Genomic DNA, 17,714 nt, shown 5'->3' with positions numbered 1-17,714 from the left:
GCCATGCGACTGTCAAACAAGGCGGCAATATGGATCGCGGCATTCACGGTGCTGTTCATCGTGGTTGGACTTTACGCCGTGCGGTCCTACCGCGACGCCTTCGAGGCAAGCGTCCAGGCCAACAGCGTCCAACGCAGCGGCGAGGCGCTCAAGCTGATCATCAACCGCTCGCTCAACCGCGAATGGGACAGCCTCGACGCGCTGGCGAAGTCCATCGACGTGAACAACCCGGCGCGTCTGCAGGGGGTTGCGGATACCATGCCGCGCGCCAGCCGCCGTCTGTCCTGGGTGGGATACATCTCGACCGGCGGTATCGTCGAGGCCGGCACCGGCGGCGCCGAGATGGGCTGGAATGTCTCGAAGGCGCGCTGGTTCCGCAGCGCGCTGCGCGGCCCGACGCTGAGCGATCCGTTTCAGGCCAAATCGGGCGCGGGGCTGGCCAGCTTCATCAACCTGGCCTATCCGGTGCGCCGCAAAGGCGGTCAGGTGACGGGGGTGCTGGTCTATCGTCTCAGCATGAACTGGCTTGAGAACTTCGTGATCGATTCCGCCAAGGCTTTGGGCATGGATGCCTTTGTCGTCGACAGTGCCGGCAACATTCTGGTCTCTGCGCATACGGTCTCGGGGGCGCCGCCCTCGGCGGCCTCGCTACATGCGGCGCGGCTTAGCATGTTGCGCGGGCTCTTGCCGGTCGAGACCCGCGAGGCAGGCTATGTCAGCGCCTCGATCCCGCGACTATTGGGCAATTCGCTGCGCAGCAACGACTGGACCCTGATCGTGCGGATGCCGAACCGGCTGCATGTCGCGGTGGGCGGAGAGAGTTGGCGCCATGCCGAGACCGCGCTGATAGCGATCGCGTTGATGGTGGCGCTGTGCCTGATCGCCGCGATGCGGATGTTCCTGCGCCCGATCGAGATCCAGTCAGCGGCCTTCGCCGATCTGACCGAGGGCAAGTTCACCTATCCGCGGGAATTCCGCAGCTCGCGCGAGGCGCGTGATCTGGGCGCGTCGCTGGCCTTCCTGCAAACCCAGCTTGAGGGCTTGCGCGCCAAGGTGAACGTCAGCGCCGACGGTCGTGGCGGATCCGGCAAGAGCCAGCCGCCCGCCGGACCCGGTGGCAATGGTCGTGTGTCCCGGCTGCACCCCGTGCGCGGCAATCCCTACCGCAAGGCCAGCTGACCCATTCCCTCTGGCGCCGCGAGGCCGGGCCCGCAGGCCGAAGCCGATCCGCGATCCATCCAAGGCAGCTTTGCCCGGCCGGTCCACTCCGGCAAGCCGCGGCCCGCTTCCGCCGGCCGCCCGCCGGCGGCGGCGGCGGGGCCGTGCCTGGCAATCACCTTGGCCTCAGGCCAAGCCGCCTGATGATGTCTTGTGCCAGCGCCGCGCCGCGCACCTGAGAGATGCCGGGCACCCCCCGCCGCGCATAGAAGCGCCGCGCAAGGCGGGCGCGTTGTTCAGCGTTCGGGTGCAGCGCCAGGATGACCCCGTCCTTGGTCTCGTGCGTTGCGCTGCACGATATGTCGCCCACCTCCGGCAGGCGCAACAGGCCCGCCGCCCCTGCCGGATAGGCAAAGCCGCGCAGCCGGGCGCGCTCGGTCGTGAGGCCCACCAACCAGACCCGGTGGGTCTGGCCGCCAAGTTGCGCGATCACCCGTTCCGGCGCATCGCCGACATGCATCTCGCGGCGCGGCAGCTCGATGCAGGTGAAGATCGTGACCGCCAGCACCAGCAGATTGTAGAATGACCAGAACAGGATCACGATCTTGCCGTCGCCGGCATCGGCGAAGGCGAAGCGGTCGGAAACGATGCCGATCAGCAGCCCGCCCAGCGTCAGCGCGAAAAGCACCAGGAAGGGCCACATCAGCCCCCATTGCACGACCACCTCGTCGCGCGCGCCGCCCTTCGCGGTAACCTTGAACTTCTGCGGCTTGCCGCTGAGCAGCCCGGTGAAGGCGCCGCGCACGATCGGGATCGCGCCTACCAGCTGCTGCACGTCATTCAGGATCGGCGCCAGCATGTTGCCGAACAGCAGATAGAAGGTCATCAGCGTCCAGACGTAGTAGCAGCCGAAATAGTCGATCGCCTCGTTTAGCGGGGCGTTCAGCACGATCACGTTGCCGAACCAGTAGAGCAGGGGAAAGATCAGCGCGGCCAGCCGAAACAGGAAAGTGAAGATCCAGTAGAACGAGGAATCGAGGATGCTCCAGCGTCCCAAGAGGTCCAGCTTGGCGCGCCCGAAGGGGCCGAAGCGGCTGCGCGCGATTTCCAGTGTGCCCATGCCCCAGCGCCCGCGCTGCGTGATGTATTCCCTCAGCCCCTCGGGGGCCAGGCCCTCGGTCAGCGCCTCGTTCAGATAGTCGGTCTTCCAGCCGCGATCGCGCAGCACCTGGGTCAGCAGGAAATCCTCGGTCACGCTGATCGTCGGAAACCCCCCGACGTCCTGTAGCGCCCGCCAGCGGATCATCGACGAGGTGCCGCAGCAGATCGCGATGCCCCAGGCGTCGCGCGCCGGCTGGACATGGTCGAAGAAAAAGCGCTGCTCGTCGGGGAAAGAGCGGGTTAGCCCAAGGTTGTACTGGATCGGATCGGCGTTGAAGAAATGCTGCGGCGTCTGCACCAATCCGACCCGGTGGTCGTGAAACAGCGCCAGCGTGCGCGAGATGAAGCCGTGGTGCGGCACGAAATCGGCATCCAGAACGGCGACGAAATCGGGGGGGGTGCGATCGGCGGCCAGGACGCTGAGCGCGTTGTTCATATTGCCCGCCTTGGCGCCCTCGTTGCCGTCGCGCCGAAGGTAGCGCACCGAATTGGCGGCGCAATAGTCGCGCAGCCAGTCGCGGCGCCCGTCGTCCAGTACCAGGATCTGCTTGTTGCTGTGGCGCAGGCCGCGCGCACCGGCAATGGTGCGTTCCAGCACCTCGAGATCCTCGTTGTAGGTGGCGATCAGGATCGCGACGCGAGGCTCCGGCTCGGGCTGCCACCAGCCCAGATGGGCCTTTGCTTCGGCCTTTCGGTCGCGGGTGCGGGTCAGGATCAATGAGGCGCTGAGCGCGCCGATCATGGTCAGCGCCTCAAGCGCGAAGAATGACAGGCTGGCAATGTAGTCCAGCGTCAGCCCCGGTGGCGCCAGGGTGGCCGTCCCCCGCCACCAAAGATAGCGCAGCGCGAAGATCGCGACGCCAAGGTACAGCAGAGCGCGATGGCTGGTGCGTTCGGGCGAGATGAAAAGCGGCAGAACCAGCGACAGGCCCAGGATCGCCAGCACATGCATGAAGGCGGATTGGACCGGGTCGAGGTAAAGCATCGGCATGGCGGATCAGAAGATGCTGTGCAGGAAATCGAGCGGCGAGGTATCGAAGAACACCCGCCCCGTGCGGCCGATCGCGCATTGCAGATCCGGGTCCGCCACCAGCCCGGGGACCGCGATGGCCACGTCGAAGCGTTCCAGGTGGCGGCGGCTGGGGGCGACGGCCAGGCCCTCATAGACGGTGGCCGCGCCGGTGCCCGCAAGGCGCAGGATATAACCGTCGAACACCCGGTTCTCGCCCAGCGCGCGGAAGGTGACCTTTTGGCCCCGGTGCAGGCGCTGATAGGTGATCTCGGGCACCGAGGCGGTGACGAGTACGCGGTCGCAATCGGCGACCCGCGCGACCGGATCGCCGCGGTTCACATAGCCGCCGTTATGGGCCAGTTCCTGCCAGTAGATGCCGTCGACATGGGCCAGGATGTCGCGGGTGCCGCCAATCTGCGCGTCGCCCATCCCCTGCTTGAGCCGCGCGGCAACCACCGCGACGCGTTGCTTTTGCGCGGCCTCGCGCGCCTTCAGGTCGTCGAGGTTCCGATCCAGAAGCAGCGTCTGTTGCTCGGAATAGGGCGCGTCGTTGTAGCCGTCACCCAGATAGGTGCCCTTGCGGGCGGCGGCCAGCGCCTCTTGCAGCACCGCCACGCTTTCTTTCGCGCGGTTCAGGGCAATCCGGTCGGCGACAGAGCCCGCAGTGCCCGCCGCGCTGTCCTTGCCGGTTGCGGAAGCGGGCGCGCCGGGGGCCGGTAGGGCCTTGGCCGCCGCGGGGCTTAGCAGCGCCAGCCGCTCACGGGCGAAGTTCAGCTCTAGCGTCAGGGTCTGGATCCGGCCAGCCTGATAGGCCGCGGTGCGCTGGCGCAGCCGCTCGTGGAAGCTGCGCAATTCGGCCGCCTCGGCCTGCAGATGGGCGAGGGCGGCCTTTTCCAGGCCCAGCTCCATCCGCAGGTCGGCCAGCCGGGTGTGGTCGACGGTTTCGTCGGACACGGTGGCCAGCACGTCGTTCGAGACCACGCTGCTGCCGATCTGGCGCTCGGGCACTGACAGGGTGCCGCCGATCGGCGCCCGCGCCAGCGTGACGGGGGCATTGATCGTGGCATCCGCGCTGGCGCCGGTCAGCTGTTCGCCGATGATGATCCAGACCGCCACGAGCAGCACGACAATTCCGACGGCAGCCTTGAGGTATCGCATTGTCTTCCTTCTATTCGCTTGGTGGGACGAACCCGGGCGCGCGGGGTCATCGCAAGGTATCGCAAGTAGACGGGCCGCGCCACAGATATGGGCGCATGTGCCGCGCGGCGCAGCGACACGCGCCGGCCTCCGCGGATCGGGCGCTTTGCCCTGGCCCGCGACCGCGCGTGCCCTATTGTCTGCCGGGCGCAAGGGACGGGTTCGGCACGACCCGGCCCCACGCGCGCCGTGGTATCAAGGACAGCATCCGAGGCAGATCATGACACTTCCGTTCCGGGGCCGGCGCGAGGATCCCCGCCTTCTGACCGGGCAGGGGCGCTATAGCGCCGATCACAACCTGCCCGGCCAGGCCTGGGCCGTGTTCCTGCGCGCCGATCTGGCCCATGCCGAGATCCGGGGCCTCGACACGGCGGCCGCGCGCGCCGCACAGGGCGTGCTGGCGGTGTTGACCGGCGCGGACATGGCGGCGGCGGGCTACCGCCGCGGGGTGGCGCAATTGCCCGTCAGGGGCCGCGACGGCGCGCTCAAGACCGTCGACGCCCCCGCGCTTGCCCAGGACCGGGTGCGGTATGTGGGCGAACCGCTTGCGCTTGTGGTCGCCGAGACCGAGGCCCAGGCCCGGGACGCGGCCGAACTGATCACGCCGGATCTGCGGCCGCTGGGGGTGGTGCCGGACATGCCGGCGGCGCTGACAGCGCAAGCCCCTCTGATACATGATGAAATACCCGGAAACATTTGCTTTGACATGGATTTCGGGGATTGCGGCCGGATCGCGAGGGCCTTCGAGAAAGCGCCTCACCGGGTTCGGGTGACGCTGGAAAGCCCGCGCCTGTTCGGCGCCCCGATGGAGCCGAAGGCAGCGCTTGCGCGCTGGGAAGGCGACGTGCTTGACCTTTGGTGCCCAAGCCAGGGCATCACCCCCTTGCGCGGGGGGCTGGCGGCGGTGACGGGCCTGGGACCCGACCAGATGCGCCTGCACGCCGAGGACGTGGGCGGCGCCTTCGGCGTACGCGGCCAGATCTATCCCGAATATACCGCGCTGGCGCTGGCGGCCAGAGAGATCGGACGGCCCGTCAAATGGGTGGCCTCCCGGTCCGAGACGATCCTGTCGGATTATCAGGGCCGGGGCCTGACCCTGGGCGCCGAACTGGCGCTGGATGCCGAAGGCCGGTTCCTGGCGCTGCGCCATGACGTGCTGGCCGACATGGGGGCCTATCCATCGGCCGCCGGGCCGCTGACCAGCGTCCTGAACCCGCTGCAGATGGCTTGCGGCGCCTATCGCATTCCGGCGGTGGGCGGCCGGATCCGGCTGGTGCTGACCAACCGCACGCCGGTCTCGGCCTATCGCGGCGCGGTGCGGCCCGACATGGCCTATGTCGTCGAGCGGCTGGTCGACGAGGCCGCGCGCCGGACCGGGTTCGACCGCATCGAATTGCGCCGCATGAACCTGATCCCGGCGGCCGACTTTCCCTATGCGCTTTCCACCACGCCGATGCCGGTGGCCTATGACAGCGGCGATTTCGCGGGACTCCTCGACCGGGCGCTGGCGCGCGCCGACTGGGCGGGTTTTCCCGCCCGCCGCGCCGAGGCCCGGGCGCGTGGCAAGCTGCGCGGCATCGGCTGCGCGCTGTTCATCGAACCCTCGGGCGGCGGGCCGCAGACCGACCAGGTCGCCCTGACGTGGGAGGCCGACGGCACCCTGACCATCCACACCGCCGCCGTGGCCTCCGGCCAGGGGCACGAGACGGTGTTTCCCGAACTGCTGGGCGTCCAGCTCGGCCTGCCGCCCGATCGCATCCGGCTGAAGGGCGGGCGCGCCGACAGCCCGTTCATCGCGGGCGGCGGGGCCTTCGGGTCGCGCACCATGATGGCGCAGGGCTCGACCACGCAGGAGGCCGGGCGCCAGATGCTGGCCAAGGCGCGCGGTCTGGCGGCCGAGCTGCTGGAGGTGTCGCCCGAGGCGCTGAGCTATTCCGAGGGTCTTTTCACCGCGCAGGGCACCAATCGCGCGCTGTCGCTGACCGATCTGGCGGCGCAGGTGCCGGGCGGGCTGGACGTGATGGCCGAACAGCCGGGGCCGCAGGCCTTTCCGTCGGGCATGCATGTGGCCGAGGTCGAGATCGACCCGGACACCGGCACCTGCGTGTTGCTGCGCTATACCTCGGTCGACGATTGCGGCACGGTGGTGAACCCCACGCTCGTCGAGGGCCAGATCATCGGCGGGTTGGTCCAGGGTCTGGGACAGGTGTTCGGAGAGGCCGCGGGCTATGACGAAGAGGCCCAGCTGCTGACCGGCAGCTTCATGGATTATCCGATGCCGCGCGCCGATCTGTTGCCCCGCGTCGATATCGAGCTGGGCGGCGTGCCCTCTCCGGGCAATGCGCTTGGGGCGAAGGGGGTGGGCGAGGCCGGCACCGTCGGCGCGCTGCCCACGGCGATGAACGCGGTGATGGATGCACTTGCGCCCGAGGGCGTGGCGCATCTGGACATGCCGGCAACGCCCTGGCGCATCTGGCAGGCGCTGCAGGACGCGAAGGGGTAAGGCCGCGCCGCAATCGGCCAAGCGCCGCCCTTTGTGTGTGGCCGCAGGATTCTGCCCGCGCGGCCGCGCGTGCCGCGCGACTGCCAAAGCGCCTGCCGGTCGTGCGGGAGGCACGGCGCGCGGTACGCTGGCAGACGCTGGCCCCGTGCCTGCAGTGCGGCGGACGGAAGCGGGCCCCGGCGCTTCGAGGAAGCCCCTGCCCAAGCCGCAACCGTCGGTGCCGGGTTGCAAGGCGAACAGCGCCAACCCGGCCCATAGCCGAGAATTTTCCCGCCCGAAGGGTTTCGCTGCATTGCAGCATGTCGTATGGAGGCGGCTCACGCGCAACGTCCCGAAGGTTTGACATGCCCACTTCCGCCCTGGCGGCATTTGCCCGCGCCGTCTCGCCCGATCACGCGCCGCTGGTGCCCTATTCTCTGGCGGACATCCGAACCGAGCTTCTGGCCGGGCTGACCGTCGCGTTGGCGCTGGTGCCCGAGGCGGTGGCGTTTTCGCTGGTCGCGGGCGTGAACCCGTTGGTCGGGCTTTATGCCGCGTTCATGGTGGGGCTGATAACGGCGCTTTTCGGCGGCCGGCCGGGGATGGTCTCGGGGGCGACCGGGTCGATGGCGGTGGTCATGGTCAGCCTGGTGGCGGCGCATGGGGTGGAATATCTGTTCGCCACGGTGGTGCTGACCGGGGTGCTGCAGATCCTGGCCGGCATCTTCCGGTTGGGCAAGTTCATGCGTCTGGTGCCGCATTCGGTGATGATGGGCTTCGTCAACGGGCTGGCGATCGTGATCGGGCTGGCGCAGCTGCATCAGTTCCACGTCAGCGACGGGCATGGTGGCCAGGTCTGGATGCAGGGCCAACAGCTGTGGATCACGCTGGGGCTGGTCGCGCTGACCATGGCGGCGATCTGGGCCGCGCCGCGGGTGACGCGGGCGGTGCCGGCGCCGCTGGTGGGCATCCTGATCACCGCCGCGATCGTCATCGGCTTTGGCATCAATGTGCCGCGGGTGGGCGATATGGCCTCGATCACCGGCACGTTGCCCAGCTTTCATCTGCCGATGGTGCCGCTGACCCTGGAGACGCTGAAGATCGTCGTGCCCTATGCGGTGATCCTGGCGGCGGTGGGCCTGATCGAAAGCCTGCTGACGCTGAACCTGGTGGGCGAGATCACCGGCAAGAAGGGCGGCGCCAGCCAGGAATGCATCGCGCAGGGCGCGGCCAACCTGGCGACCGGGTTCTTCGGCGGCATGGGCGGCTGCGCGATGATCGGCCAGTCGATGATCAACGTCACCTCGGGCGGGCGCACGCGGCTGGCGGCCACGGTGGCGGCGCTGTTCCTTCTGTCCTTCATCCTGGTCGGCGCGCCGCTGATCGAACAGATCCCGCTGGCGGCGCTGACCGGCGTGATGTTCATGGTGGTGATCGGCACCTTCGCCTGGAATTCCTTCCGCGTGCTGGCGCGGGTGCCGCGCGCCGATGCGGTGGTGATCGTGCTGGTCACCGTGATCACCGTGTTCACCGATCTGGCGACCGCGGTGGTTGCGGGGGTGATCGTCTCGGCGCTGGCCTATGCCTGGCAGAACGCCAAGCGCATCCACGCCCGCACCCGCACCACGCCCGAGGGCGCCAAGGTCTACCAGATCGAGGGGCCCTTGTTCTTCGGCTCGGCCGAGGGGTTCGCCGAACTTTTCACCCCCGATACCGACCCGTCGCTGGTGATCGTCGATTTCGCCGGCAGCCGGGTGGCGGATCAGTCCGCCCTGGCCGCGATCGAGGCGCTGGCGGCGAAATACGATGCCCGCGGCAAGACGCTGGTGCTGCGCCACCTTAGCCGCGATTGCCACCGTCTGCTGCACCGCGCGGGTCAGCTGATGGTCGACAGCGACGACGACCCGACCTATGGCGTGGCGGTCGATTACAGCGTGCGCCCCGGCGCGCTGGGCGCGGCGCACTGACGGGGGGCCTTGCCCGTTCCGCGCGTGCACGCACGGCTTGGGCCCGGCCCCCTTTCACCCGGTACGCGCCGCAGGCGCAGGGCGGGCGCCTGCCCGCTCGGACGGGCTGGCGCTTGGGGGCGCTCGATCACGCGGGCAGCTCAGGCAGAACCTTGCGGCCACAAATGGCGCTGCTCGACTGCCTTGACGCGCGCCGCCCCCGGGCAGGTGCGCGCCCTGCTCGGGGCGGGGGCTATGCCTCCCCCGGCCGGGTCATCTGAAAGACGTTCTCGACCACCGAATAATCCTTGTAGCCAAGCCGCGCGACCGGGGTGAACCGCGTCACGTCGAAGATCCCGTCCACCAGGCAATCGTCGCGCATGTGGATGCCGGTCACCTCTGCCAGCACCAGGTAATTCGCCTTGCCCAGCAGTTCCACCACCTGGGTCAGCCGGCATTCCAGTGCCGCCGGCGCATCGGCCACGCGCGAACAGGCGATGGTCTGGCATTCGGCGCGCTCCAGCCCCGCCAGGGCGAATTCGTCCACCTCGCGGCCATAGGCGCCCGAGGTCAGGTTCATCGCCTCCTTCTGGGCCAGGCCGACGATATTGACGCAAAACACCCCGGTTTCCTCGATATTGGCCAGGCTGTCCTTGCCGCGCGGGCGGTCGGGCTTGTCGGTGGTGGTGGAAAACATCACCTGCGGCGGAAAATACGAGACCGCGTTGAAGAAGGAATAGGGCGCGAGGTTCTCGGACCCGTCGCTGCCGCGGGTCGAGATCCAGCCGATCGGCCGCGGCGTGACGATCGCGTTGAAGGGGTTGTGCGGCAGGCCGTGGCCGTCGGCCGGGCGGTAGAACATGGGCGGCTCCTGTTTGGTTTGCCCCTGACCTAGCGCCGTGCTACGCGGCTTTCCAGTGCCAAGCGGAGGGATCGCCCCTGTATCAGCTGACCGAAGAGGCGCCCGAGGACATCTGGGAGGTCGAGGCGCTTTACGATCTGTGCTTCGCGCCCGGGCGCACGGCGCTATCCTCTTACCGGCTGCGCGACGGGGTGGATCCGGTGCGCGAACTTTGCCTGATCCTGCGCGAAGACGGGGTGCTGGCGGCGGTGATCCGTTACTGGCCGGTGCTGGTGGGCGGTGAACCCACGCTGCTTTTGGGGCCGGTGGCGGTGCATCCGACGCGCCAGGGCGAAGGCTTGGGCGGCTATCTGATCTACGAAAGCCTCGACGAGGCGCGCCGGCTGGGCTGGGCGCGGGTGCTGCTGGTGGGCGACGCGCCCTATTACCGCCGCTTCGGCTTCACCCGGCGCGACGGCGTGCTGATGCCGCCGCCGACGAACCCCGAACGGGTGCTGGGGTTCGATCTGATCCCCGGCGCGTGGGAGGGCGTGACCGGCCCAGTCGAGAAATGGCGGCAGGCCGAGACGGGCGAGGGGCCCTAGCCGGGGCATTGGCGCCGAAGCTGGATCCCTTTTCCGCCCGGTGCGCGCCCGCCCCGCTCAGGCGGTGACGGCGGCACGCTGCCGCAGGCGCTCATAGATCGCAAACAGCCCCATACCTGCGATCATCGCAGCGACGAAGGCGCCGCCGCCGATCCCGCTGAAGGTAAGCGCGGCGATCGCCGGGCCGGGGCAGAAGCCCGCCAGCGCCCATCCAAGGCCGAAAAGCGCCGAGCCGGTCAGCAGCCGTGCGTCGATCACCTGTTCGGGCATCGCCGGGATCTGTCCGCCCAGCACCGCGCGCGGGTGCCGCCGGGTCAGCCGCCAGGCGAACAGCATCGGCGCGATCGCGCCCCCCAGAACGAAGGCCAACGTCGGATCCCAGTGGCCGAAAAGGTCCAGAAACCCCTGCACCCGCGCGGTGTCTGTCATCCCCGAAACCAGCAGCCCGAGGCCGAAAAGACCGCCCGAAAGGGCCGCAACCAGAATCCGCATCAGATCACTCCCAGAACATGGCGGGCGAGGAACAGGGTGGCGAAGCCCACGCCCAGATAGACCAGCGTCGCGACGATCGAGCGGGCCGAGAAGCGCGACATCCCGCAAACCCCGTGGCCCGAGGTGCAGCCATTGGCCAGCCGCGTGCCGAAGCCCACCAGCAGCCCGGCCAACACCATCAGCCCCAGATTGCCCGAGGCATGGGTGACGCCCGGCGCGCCGAACCCCAGGACGGCCAATGCCGGCACCCCGATCAGCGCTCCGACGAAGGCCAGCCGCTCCTTCGCGTTGTCCTGGCCGGAGCCGTCCATCAGCCCGCCCAGGATGCCGCTTGCCCCCATGACCCGGGCGTTGACCAACAGAAGGAGCGCGGCCGCCAGGCCGATCATCAGCCCTCCGGCCAGGCCGAAAATCCAGGATTGGGGCAGTGCGTTTAGCATCTTTCGGCTCTCTGTCTTGGGCGGGGATTGCGGCGGAATTTCCGTGACCTTTATTTAAAGCCTCTATGTAAGATATTGCAATTACGGTAAAATAATAAGGATCGCGTTCCTTCTATGGTGTGGGGGACGAAACGCGGGCCGCGCGGTGGCGAGCGTAAGAGGACAGCGTCACGCCTCGGGATGGAAGGCCGGAACAATCGTCCGGTGCAGACGCGGCCGGGGGCGTGCGGGGCTGGCTTTGGAGCGATCAGCGATGCGCGGGTTGGTAGCCGTCGGTCAGCGTCTTGAGAAATGCGATCAGGTCGTTTTCCTGCGCCTCGGTCAGTGCCGGGCCCTGGCCGGGCTTGCGACCGAAGGGGGTATCGGTGCGGTCGACATTGGCGCGCAGGCTGGCCGGCAGGTCGTTGAAGCGTTGCACCTTTCCGTCGCGTAGTGGGTAGATCGCGCCGGGGTCGCTGTCGCGGCGGGCGTAGAAATCCAGCACCTGGCGCAGCGAATGGTAGATGCCGTTGTGAAAGAAGGCCCGGCGGGTGGCCACGTTGCGCAGGGTGGGGGTCTTGAACAGGCCGCAATAGGCGCGCTTTCGCGCGATCGCGTCCCGACGCAGCGGCCCGCAAAGCCCCAGGTCGTAATACCCTTTGCGCGCGTTCGCCGGGATCGTGGGATTGCGCGGCACGCCCAGCGCCTCATATTCGAAATCGGTGAACAGGGGCGGCGAGCCGTCGCGCCCGGGCTTGTCGAGGTGACAGGCCGCGCAATTGCCGGTCTTCGGGTCGTTGAAGATCTTCAGCCCCCGCGCCTCGGCCGGGGTCAGCTTGGCCTTGCCGGCAAGATAGGCGTCATACTTGCTGCTGTAGGGGTGAAAGGATGGATCCTCGATCTGATAGCGGGCCAGCGCGAAGGCGGCCTCGGAGATCAGCATCCCATCGTCGCCCAGCACCGATTTCCCGAACAGCGCCGCCAGCGCGCCACCGTAGGCGCGGCGCAGCGTCCGGGCCAGGGCGGCGGGGGTGTTGGCCATCTCGAAACGGGTGAGCAGCGGGCCCTTGGCCTGGTCTTCCAGCGTGTCGACGCGCCCGTCCCAGAAGAAGCCGCCGCGCGGGACCGGCGCGGCCAGGGTGGTCCGGCCCGCGATCTTGCGCGGCGGCGTGGCCCGCGAGGCGCCAAGGCGGGGGTCGAACGTGGCCACCCCGTGCGCGGCCGCGCCACCGCGGGCGACGGCCTGCGGCGAGGCCTCGTTCAGTTCCATCGCCGGGTTTTCGGGGCCGATGGTGAAGGGCGGGGTGCGGTCCTTGTAGGTCAGCGTGGGCACCGCGCGGCGGCCGAAGCGGCGCAGATCGGGGCCGCCGGGCTGCACCGGGCGCGCATTGTCGGGCGCGTAATGGTTGCGCGGATCGTGGCAGGACGCACAGGACATCTGCCCCGAGGCCGACAGCCGCGTATCGAAGAACATCTTCCGCCCCAGCATCGCGACGGCGCTCAGACTATGGGCAAGCGGCGGCGGCACGGGGGCTGGCGGGGGCGGGGCGGCGGGGGCTGGCGGGGGCGGGGCGGCGGGGGCTTCGGCCCGGGCCGCAAGCAGAAAGACCGCGCCGGCCAGCACCAAGCCGGCCGACGCGAGAAGGGGGATACGGTTCAGGCGGGACAAGAAGCGTCTCCCCCGGCAGATCACGTGCGATCCGTCACGAATGCAGCGGCGCGCCGGTCTTGGGATCGAGGATCAGCGCGTGCGCCGTCGGTTTGGCCCAGTCGAACATCCCGTCGATCGACCCCGCGACCGCATCGAACGATCCCTGGCCCAGGCGCTGGCCGCCCATCCAGTTGTCCTCGATGAACCGCATGACCGAGGTCTGATCGGTCAGCGTGTGGTCGATGTAGTTCGGCTTGGCATAGGGAGAGATCACCACGAAGGGCTGGCGCGTGCCATAGCCGCAGCGGCCCTGCGCCGGCTTGCCCTGGACGCCCGGCAGCGGCACGCCGGTGGTGCCGCATTTGCCGCCGTCCAGCACGTCATAGCCCCTCACCCGCAGATACGAGGGGTTGATGACGGCATGGGCGTGGTCGTACCAGCCATCGGAATCGTCATAAAGCACGATGATCGCCGTATCCTTCCAGAACTTGGATTTCTCTACCGCGTTCACCGCGCGAACGATGAAATGCTGCCCGTCGAGCGGGTCGGAATAGCCGGCGTGGCCGTCCTCGAAACCCGGCGCCTTGAGGAAGCTGACGGCGGGCAGGTTGTCGGCATCCAGCGCGGCGTACCAATCCTTCATGTCGTATTGATGGTTGGCGCCGCCGTCGTGATCGGTGCCGATCACCGCGACCGAGGCCGGGCGCTTGTGCGTGGGGTTCGCCGTCGACGGGTAGTATTGGAACGGCTCGTGATGCGGGATGTAGTCGACGATGTTAACATGCGTCACCGCCGAGGTCGTCTTGCGCCCGCAGCCGGTGGTGCCGTTCGGATTGGTCACCGACAGGTCGAACCCGCCCTCGAACCAGCCCCAGGTGATGCCGCGCGCGTTCAGCATGTCGCCGATGTTGCGCCCGGTCATCAGCGCGGTCTTGCCGTGCGAACAGACATCGCCCGTGGGATCGAGATCCGAGATCATCGTCCAGCCGCCCTGACCGTCGGGCACGACGCGGCCCTTGTCATAGGTGCCGTCGGCCTCCAGCGTCGCGCCGACCGGCAGCATCACGCCATTGGTCTGGCCCGACACCAGATTGATCGCCCCCGGGCTGGACGGGCCGAAGGTGGTCGAGAAGGAATTGTCGCTCATCGCGAAGTTCTGGGCATAGTTCCACAGCGCCGTGACGGTGTTGCCGTCGAAATAGCCCATCACCTGGCCCTTGGTGCCGAAGGACCCGGCGCCGCCCTTCGATCCGCGCCCGGTGTTGGCCGGGAACAGATCCATTTTGCCGCCGTCATAGGCCGCCTGTTCGGCGGTATAGCCGTGGTTCTGGTCGGCGGTGGCGGCCTGGGTGCGGTCCAGCCGGAAGGGCAGGGCGGCATCGGCGCCGTTCCCGGCGTTGGTCTTGTTGGGGTTGTGTTCCAGCAGGCCCGCGCTCAGCAGCGTGTTCGCCTCGGGCGTGGCCGGCGCGGCATGGAAGGCGGGTTCTCCCTTGGGGTTGGTGGCCTTGGGATAGGTGCCGAAGTAATGGTCGAAGGAGACGTTCTCCTGGAAGATCACGACCAGATGCTTGATCGGCGTCGCGGTGTTGGGGGCGGCGGTGACATGACCCGCAGTCTGGGCCTGGGCGCCCGGCGCGGCGGCACAGGCCAACGCCAGCGCCGATACGGCGGCGGCGATCTGCGGTCGGTGGATGCGTTTGATCATGGGTTCCCTCGTTCGGTGGCGGGTCCGGCACGGTGCTGGGGCCGGGACGTATACGGACTAGGCGGGGTCTCCAACACTTCGGTGAAGGGATGACTCACGTTTTCTCAATGTTGCGTGATGTGGCGGGGATCGCGCCCCGGTCGTGCCCCGGTTGCGCTGCGGCGAGGCGCGCGGTGGCCATTGCAAGGCTGCGGGCGCCGCCCTACCATGATAGGCATGGATCACGAAAACCTGCCTGTTGCCGCACCGGCCCCGAACGCCGCCCCGGACGCCGCCCCGGACGCCGACGAGATCGCCCGCCTCGCCGCGCGTTACCGGGCGGCGGCAGGGCCGGTGATGACGGCGGTCAACCTGCTTGGCTCTCAGGTCGAGAAACGGGTCGAGGCATTGCCCGACGCCGTGAAGGACCGGATCGAGACCGTCGTCGAAGGTGCCCTGCGGCGTGTCTATGGGCTGGCCGGCCGGACGCTGGGCCAGGGCGCCGGCACCGCCGAACCCGGGCATCGCTCGGCGGCGGTGCTGACCGGCGCGATCGGCGGCTTCGGCGGCCTGCCTTCGGCGCTGGCGGAACTGCCGGTGACGGTGACGCTGATCTTCCGCGCGATCCAGAAGATCGCGGCCTCCTACGGCTATGACCCGGCGGATCCCTCGGTGCGGCTGGAATGCCTGCAGGTGTTCGGCGCGGGCAGCCCGCTGCATCGCGATGACGGGGTCAACACCTCGTTCCTGGGCGCGCGGGTGGCGATCACCGGCCCGGCGCTGAACCGGGTGTTGGCGACGGTGGCGCCGCGCGTCTCGGTCGTGCTGAGCGAGAAGCTTGCCGCCCAGGCGGTGCCGCTGCTGGGCGCGGTGGCCGGGGCGGGGATCAACTACGCCTTCCTGCGCTATTATCAGGAAATGGCCCATGTCCGTTTCGGTCTGCGCCGGCTGGAAGATCGGGGCCATGATCGTGCGCAGGTACTGGCCGCCTTCCGCGCCGCCGCCGCCCGGCCGCCCGCGCGGCCCTAGCCGGGCGCGCCCCCCCCGCCGCGGCGCAGCAGGATTGCGCAGGAAACGGGCTGCTCCAGGCGCCGCGAACGCGCAGGATATCCGCGTCTGTCACACGGAGGTATCCCATGTCCTTTCGCATCCGCGGGCTCTCGCCCGATCCGTTCCGCCCGCTCTATGGCCTGTCTGACGAGGTGCTCGCCGCCCGGGGCGTGATCCGCCACGAGGTCGCCGCCGCCCCGGGCGTTCCCGACCGCGTTACCCTGCGCGATCTTGAGCCGGGCAAGACGGCACTGTTGCTGAACTACGAGCACCTGCCGGTTGATTCGCCCTACCGCTCGCGCCACGCGATCTTCGTGGCCGAGGGCGCCGAGACCCCCTATGACGCGGTGGACGAACTGCCCGAGGTACTGTCCCGTCGCGTTCTGTCGCTGCGCGGGATCGACGTGCGGGGCCATATTGTGGTGGCGGATCTTGCCGAGGGCGCGGAGATCGCGCCCGCGATCCGCAAGATGCTGGCGCAGGACGAGGTCGCATACATTCACAGCCATTACGCGATGCACGGCTGCTTCGCCGCGCGCATCGACCGGGCATGAGGGCGGGGCCCTGAGCGCAAGCGTGCCCGTGCGGGCGTGACGGGCCGCTAGTTCTCGTCCGCCTCCGCGTCGGCCTCGGTCCCTTCCTCCACCGCGTATTCGGTGAAGATCCGGCCCTGCAGCATGAAGAAGGCGAACATCGCGATGGTCAGCACGAAGGTCTTGAAGGTGACCCAGGTCTCGGTGCTCATGGTGCGCCAGACGATCTCGTTCAGCACGGCCATGCCCAGGAAGAAGACGCAGACCCGGCGGGTCAGGATCATCCAGCCCTCGTGCTTGAGCGGCACCACCTCTTCCATCACCACGCGCAGGTAGCTTTTGCCGCGCAACAGCCCGATGCCGAGGATGCCGCCGAACAGCAGGTAGATGATCGTGGGCTTCATCTTGATGAAGGCGGGATCGTTCAGCCAGACGGTCAGCCCGCCGAAGATCACCACCATCACTGCGGTGGTGATCTGCATCTTCGACAGATGCCCGGTCAGGCGCCACAGGATCGCGGTGGTGATCAGCATCAGCGGGATGAAGGCCGCGGTGACCAGGATGAAGCCGTCGTAATTGGTGCCCCCGATCATGAAATGCTGGCCCTTGAGCCGCATGTAGCCCAGGAAGAACACCAGGATCGGGCCGAATTCCAGCACCATCTTGACGATCGGATTGATCTTGCGTCCGGCCATTGCCCGCCTCCTGTCAGCCCGGGACGTGATGCCCCGGATCGCGCCCGCGCGCAAGGCACGGCCCGGATTAAACGCCCTATCGAATTGCTTCCGTCGCGGCGGCCGGGGGGCCGAAGGCGACCGTGCTCAGAGGGGGGCGCCGGGGCCCAGGGCTGCGGCGGTGCCCAGCAGGATCAATGCTTGGCCACCCCAATAGCACAGCCATACCGAGCGGGACAGCCAGGGCGACGGACGGTCCAGGCAAAAGAGTTCGATCGCAAGCAGCAGGTCGGACAACACGAACAATGCCGCCCCCAGCATCACCGTCAACGCCCGGCCGGGCAGGGTGAGCACCGCAAGCATCATCGCCGTGATCACCAGCACATAGCCGCGCACCGGCCATTTCAGCGCGCCGGTGCGCGGCGCCAGCCAGAATTCGGTGGACCCCGCCAGTACCAGCACCACCAGCGACGGCACGATCAACGGATCATTGGTGCCCATTCGCAGGAACAGCCAGGCATAGGCCAGGTGGCCCGCGGCAAAAGCCGCCATCCCGATCAGAAAGCTGCGCTGACCGGGGCGCGAAAGGGCCAAATCGCCCACCGCCCCCAGCGCCAGCCCCAAGGCGATCAAGGGTGGCGCCCCCAGCGGCAGCGCAGCGGCCGCCAGCAGCGCGGTGGCCATCGTCTTGAAAATGCTGCGCTGCCATGAAACCGGACGCGTGATCCAGCGCAGCAAATAGACCACCGCCAGTCCGAACCCCAGAGAGAACGCCATCCCCGCCATCAGCGGATCCCCGCTTTTCGGGC

At 68.4% G+C, this 17,714-nt stretch carries 15 protein-coding genes; 6 read left to right on the top strand and 9 right to left on the bottom strand.

The window, feature by feature from the left end:
- The first annotated feature begins 3 nt into the window (after positions 1-3).
- Complete coding sequence (locus BLV97_RS02725) at positions 4-1,179, top strand: cache domain-containing protein (protein ID WP_035841575.1); 1,176 nt, start codon at positions 4-6, stop codon at positions 1,177-1,179.
- 154 nt (positions 1,180-1,333) lie between these two features.
- On the opposite strand, the gene BLV97_RS02720 is transcribed toward BLV97_RS02725, so the two are convergent.
- Positions 1,334-3,310: a glycosyltransferase gene (locus BLV97_RS02720; protein ID WP_051646004.1), complete on the bottom strand. Its 1,977-nt coding sequence runs from the start codon at positions 3,308-3,310 to the stop codon at positions 1,334-1,336.
- Positions 3,311-3,316: 6 nt separating this feature from the next.
- Positions 3,317-4,489, bottom strand: coding sequence for an HlyD family secretion protein (locus BLV97_RS02715; protein ID WP_035841503.1), 1,173 nt, complete (start codon positions 4,487-4,489; stop codon positions 3,317-3,319).
- 259 nt (positions 4,490-4,748) lie between these two features.
- Here BLV97_RS02715 and BLV97_RS02710 point away from each other — a divergent pair, with 259 nt between their 5' ends.
- Positions 4,749-7,031, top strand: coding sequence for a xanthine dehydrogenase family protein molybdopterin-binding subunit (locus BLV97_RS02710; RefSeq protein ID WP_051646003.1), 2,283 nt, complete (start codon positions 4,749-4,751; stop codon positions 7,029-7,031).
- A 344-nt stretch (positions 7,032-7,375) separates the two neighbouring features.
- Positions 7,376-8,977: a SulP family inorganic anion transporter gene (locus BLV97_RS02705; protein ID WP_035841501.1), complete on the top strand. Its 1,602-nt coding sequence runs from the start codon at positions 7,376-7,378 to the stop codon at positions 8,975-8,977.
- A 232-nt stretch (positions 8,978-9,209) separates the two neighbouring features.
- On the opposite strand, the gene BLV97_RS02700 is transcribed toward BLV97_RS02705, so the two are convergent.
- Positions 9,210-9,818: a flavin reductase family protein gene (locus tag BLV97_RS02700; protein WP_035841499.1), complete on the bottom strand. Its 609-nt coding sequence runs from the start codon at positions 9,816-9,818 to the stop codon at positions 9,210-9,212.
- Between the two features lie 77 nt (positions 9,819-9,895).
- Here BLV97_RS02700 and BLV97_RS02695 point away from each other — a divergent pair, with 77 nt between their 5' ends.
- Positions 9,896-10,402, top strand: coding sequence for a GNAT family N-acetyltransferase (locus tag BLV97_RS02695; protein WP_035841496.1), 507 nt, complete (start codon positions 9,896-9,898; stop codon positions 10,400-10,402).
- Between the two features lie 57 nt (positions 10,403-10,459).
- Here BLV97_RS02695 and BLV97_RS02690 read toward each other — a convergent pair whose 3' ends face one another.
- The 4 genes from BLV97_RS02690 to BLV97_RS02675 all read right to left on the bottom strand — a co-directional run bounded on the left by BLV97_RS02690 (position 10,460) and on the right by BLV97_RS02675 (position 14,669).
- A complete protein-coding gene (locus BLV97_RS02690; protein ID WP_035841494.1) occupies positions 10,460-10,894 on the bottom strand; it encodes a DUF6691 family protein in 435 nt (144 codons plus the stop codon).
- The gene (locus BLV97_RS02685; protein ID WP_244520947.1) at positions 10,894-11,334 is read right to left on the bottom strand and encodes a YeeE/YedE family protein; all 441 of its coding nucleotides are present in this window, start codon (positions 11,332-11,334) and stop codon (positions 10,894-10,896) included. The genes BLV97_RS02690 and BLV97_RS02685 overlap by 1 nt, the downstream gene beginning before the upstream one ends.
- Positions 11,335-11,581: 247 nt before the next feature.
- Positions 11,582-12,982 carry a cytochrome-c peroxidase gene (locus BLV97_RS02680; protein ID WP_210184756.1) on the bottom strand — a complete coding sequence of 467 codons (1,401 nt, stop codon included), beginning with the start codon at positions 12,980-12,982 and terminating at the stop codon, positions 11,582-11,584.
- A gap of 34 nt (positions 12,983-13,016) precedes the next feature.
- Positions 13,017-14,669 (bottom strand): phospholipase C, encoded by a 1,653-nt coding sequence (locus tag BLV97_RS02675; RefSeq protein WP_092163935.1) that lies wholly within the window; start codon positions 14,667-14,669, stop codon positions 13,017-13,019.
- Positions 14,670-14,885: 216 nt separating this feature from the next.
- Between BLV97_RS02675 and BLV97_RS02670 the strand changes: the two genes are divergently transcribed.
- A complete protein-coding gene (locus BLV97_RS02670) occupies positions 14,886-15,677 on the top strand; it encodes an EcsC family protein (protein ID WP_035841491.1) in 792 nt (263 codons plus the stop codon).
- Positions 15,678-15,784: 107 nt separating this feature from the next.
- Positions 15,785-16,252, top strand: coding sequence for a DUF1203 domain-containing protein (locus BLV97_RS02665; RefSeq protein WP_035841490.1), 468 nt, complete (start codon positions 15,785-15,787; stop codon positions 16,250-16,252).
- A gap of 47 nt (positions 16,253-16,299) precedes the next feature.
- On the opposite strand, the gene BLV97_RS02660 is transcribed toward BLV97_RS02665, so the two are convergent.
- Together BLV97_RS02660 and BLV97_RS02655 are read right to left on the bottom strand one after the other, a co-directional pair.
- A complete protein-coding gene (locus tag BLV97_RS02660; RefSeq protein ID WP_035841488.1) occupies positions 16,300-16,926 on the bottom strand; it encodes an inner membrane-spanning protein YciB in 627 nt (208 codons plus the stop codon).
- Positions 16,927-17,052: 126 nt separating this feature from the next.
- Positions 17,053-17,691 (bottom strand): lysoplasmalogenase, encoded by a 639-nt coding sequence (locus tag BLV97_RS02655; RefSeq protein ID WP_081825020.1) that lies wholly within the window; start codon positions 17,689-17,691, stop codon positions 17,053-17,055.
- Between the last annotated feature and the right edge of the window lie 23 nt (positions 17,692-17,714).

Origin of the sequence: Allgaiera indica, from assembly GCF_900106675.1 — a bacterium.
Lineage (GTDB): Bacteria > Pseudomonadota > Alphaproteobacteria > Rhodobacterales > Rhodobacteraceae > Acidimangrovimonas > Acidimangrovimonas indica.
This window is presented reverse-complemented; position numbering and strand designations above follow the sequence as displayed.